The sequence below is a fragment of the Mesorhizobium sp. M1A.F.Ca.IN.022.07.1.1 genome (assembly GCF_003997575.1).
Classification (GTDB): domain Bacteria; phylum Pseudomonadota; class Alphaproteobacteria; order Rhizobiales; family Rhizobiaceae; genus Mesorhizobium.
In genome coordinates this window covers 1-2,856 of the sequence record NZ_RZST01000514.1, presented here as the reverse complement: position 1 = coordinate 2,856, position 2,856 = coordinate 1, and the positions used below count along the sequence as shown (strand labels likewise).

Annotated in this window: 3 protein-coding genes and 1 pseudogene; all 4 read right to left on the bottom strand. The window is 64.8% G+C overall.

The window, feature by feature from the left end:
* Positions 1 to 531, bottom strand: a 531-nt coding sequence (locus tag EOA75_RS31415) for a CarD family transcriptional regulator (RefSeq protein WP_164747701.1), incomplete at its 3' end; no start/stop codon positions are given.
* A 375-nt stretch (positions 532 to 906) separates the two neighbouring features.
* Entirely contained in the window at positions 907 to 1,245 is a 339-nt protein-coding gene (fdxA, locus tag EOA75_RS31410; RefSeq protein ID WP_067001876.1) for a ferredoxin FdxA, read from the bottom strand.
* 149 nt (positions 1,246 to 1,394) lie between these two features.
* The gene (locus EOA75_RS31405; RefSeq protein ID WP_067001879.1) at positions 1,395 to 1,781 is read right to left on the bottom strand and encodes an RNA-binding S4 domain-containing protein; all 387 of its coding nucleotides are present in this window, start codon (positions 1,779 to 1,781) and stop codon (positions 1,395 to 1,397) included.
* Positions 1,782 to 1,796: 15 nt separating this feature from the next.
* A pseudogene (locus EOA75_RS31400) lies at positions 1,797 to 2,856 on the bottom strand (helicase); the annotation flags it as partial.

Sequence of the window (2,856 nt, the reverse complement as noted above, 5' to 3'; positions counted from 1 at the left end):
CTTCGGACCCTTGTTGAGGTTGACCTCGATGAGGCGAACCGCCTCGGTCTCCGACATGCGGTTGACGGCGGCGATCTCGCGAGCCATGCGGTCGAGCGCGGCTTCGTAAAGCTGGCGCTCGGAATAGGACTGCTCCGGCTGGTTGTCGGCGCGATAGAGGTCGCGCACCACTTCCGAGATCGAGATCAGGTCGCCGGAATTGATCTTGGCATCATACTCCTGCGCGCGACGCGACCACATCGTGCGCTTGATGCGGGCGCGGCCCTGCACGACCTTCAGCGCGCGATCGACATAATCCTCTTCCGAGAGCTTGCGCATGCCGATAGAGGTCGCCTTGGCGACCGGCACCTTAAGCCTCATCTTGTCCTTCTGGAAATCGATGACGAACAGCTCCAGCTTGTGACCCGCGACTTCCTGCTCGTCGATGGCCACGATCTGGCCGACGCCATGCGCCGGGTAAACGATAAACTCACCGGTCTTGAACCCGTGACGGGCCGCGGTGGACTTCTTCTGCGGGGTGATCGTTGCCATTACGCCCTGAACTCCTTAGTTGTAGCGCCGGCATGGCGGCGCCGGCTGAACTCAGACGATCGGCGGAAGCCGATCTTTAGCCGCACAACAAGTGAACTCACCGGAATAAGCCGGGGCCGACAAACCGCACGAATGCGATTGCCTGCCCCAGATCGCTCTGGTCCGGATTTGAAAAGTTCACCTTTCAGTGATTTGGGGCGTTAGCGCCATAAATCGACGTTGTGTCACCGGCATGTTTCGCGGATATAACACAAAAAGTCGGAAGAATCAAGGTTTTGCTGCATTCGCTAACGCCATGCGCCATCGCTGGCTGTCAAGACAGCAATTGTATCGGCTCGCTTACGTGGCGTCATGCCGGCTTGCCCGGTCCAGCCTTCAGTCGCCTTCGCCGGGCTCCGGCGAGAAATACTTCTCGAACTTCCCGGCCTCGCCGTCGAAGTTCTTGGCGTCGGCCGGCGGCTCTTTCTTGGCAGTGATGTTGGGCCATTTCTCCGCGTATTCGGAATTGACCTGCAACCATTTGTCGAGCCCGGACTCGGTGTCCGGCTTGATCGCGTCGGCCGGGCATTCCGGCTCGCACACGCCGCAGTCGATGCACTCGTCAGGATGGATGACGAGCATGTTCTCGCCTTCGTAGAAACAGTCGACCGGACAGACCTCGATGCAGTCCATGTATTTGCATTTTATGCAATTATCGGTCACGACATAGGTCATCGCAGGCTCCGGGACGTCCCGTATTTGCTGGGCTTTTTTGGTGAGGTAACGCCTTTGCCCGCCGCTTGCAAGGGCAGGACTTCCCGCCTGAGCCGGCATCGCGGAAAGGAATTCCGCGCGCCTGCCGCGACGAGGTTCCGTCGAATCTTCTAGTCCTCGCCGAGCAGCCGGTCCGTCTGCCGCCGCTGCCGCTTGGTCGGACGGCCGGTGCCGGCTTCGCGCAGCGCCGGAATGGCGTCAGGAACCGCCTCGCCCTTGGGCGTCGGCGGCGGCGACATATCCTCGTAAAGCAGCCGCGCCTCGTCGGCAGGACCACGCCGGGCGCCGGGCCCAAGCACCTTCCAGACAAGGATTCGGCGGTCGAGCGTGATGGTCAGCACATCGCCGGCCTTGACCAGATCGGAGGCCTGCGCTGCTTTGTCGCGATTGATGCGGACGCGCCCGGCAACGACGAGCTTCGCCGCCAGCGACCGGGATTTCACCGCACGCGAGAAGAACAGCCATTTGTCGATGCGCTGGCGGCCTTCTCCAACCATCGGGACCGGCCGAGGCTATTTCTTCAGCTGGTCGCGCAAGGCGGCGAGCTTGGCAAAGGGTGAATCCGGATCAAAGCGCTGCGGACGCTCCTCGCGCGGTTTGCCCTGGAAGGCCGGCTTGCTGCCGCCTGCGGCATTGCCTTTGCCGTCCTGCCTGTTGCCTTTCCAGTCCGGCCGGCCCTCGCGGCGGCCCCCCTCGTGGCGATCGGCACGCTCGCCCTGCGGCCTGCCTTCGCGCCGTTCGCCGCCTTCGCGTTCCGGTCTCGGCTTGAACTTCGAGTGGTCGAAGCGCGGCTTGCCGGCCCCGTCGCGCTGGTCGCGGCGGCCCTCACGGGCTGGCCGATCGCCGGCCTGGCCACCCGTGGCAGCCGCCTGGCCATCGCCTGCAGCCTGGCCGTTGCGCGGACGATTGTCGCGGCGATTGTCATAGCGGTGGCGCGGGCGCGAATGGTCGAAGCGCGCCTGCCGCCACAGCAGGATCGGCTTCGGCTCTTCCGGCTCGGCGGGGGGCTCTGCGCCTTCACCGCTTTCGCCCTCGTGGAGAGCGCCGGCGTCGGCGGTGTTGGTGCCGTCTGCATCGTCGGCGCCGTCAGCCCCACCCGCGTCGCTTCCCGCCGCGACCTCCCCCATCGAGGTGGAAGCGTCGCCGCTTTCAGCCGACCCAAACGCTGCTGCAGCGTCCACCGCTGCAGCGGTCTCCACAGGCGGAGTCTCTTCCGCGACCGCAGCCGAAGCTTCCGCCGGATCTTTCGCGTCAGGCTCCGTCGCGGCTTCCGCGATGGCGTCGGCAGGAACTTCAGCGGCAGCCGGCTCGGATCCCTCGATCGTTGCCTCTACAACCGTGTCTGTTGCCACGGCGTGCGCCTCTGCCGCCTGTGCAGCACGCGCAGCCTCTTCCGCCGCAAGCTTCGCAGCCGCGGCCTCGCGGGCGGCATTGTCCAGCGCGTCGAGCTTGGCCTTCACCTCCGCCGCCGGCTTCGGTTCGGCGCGATAGCCAAGGCCTTTGAGGATCTCTTCCATGTCGTCGGCGGTGGCGCCGAGGATCGACATCATGGGCGGCGTCACCATGAAGGCG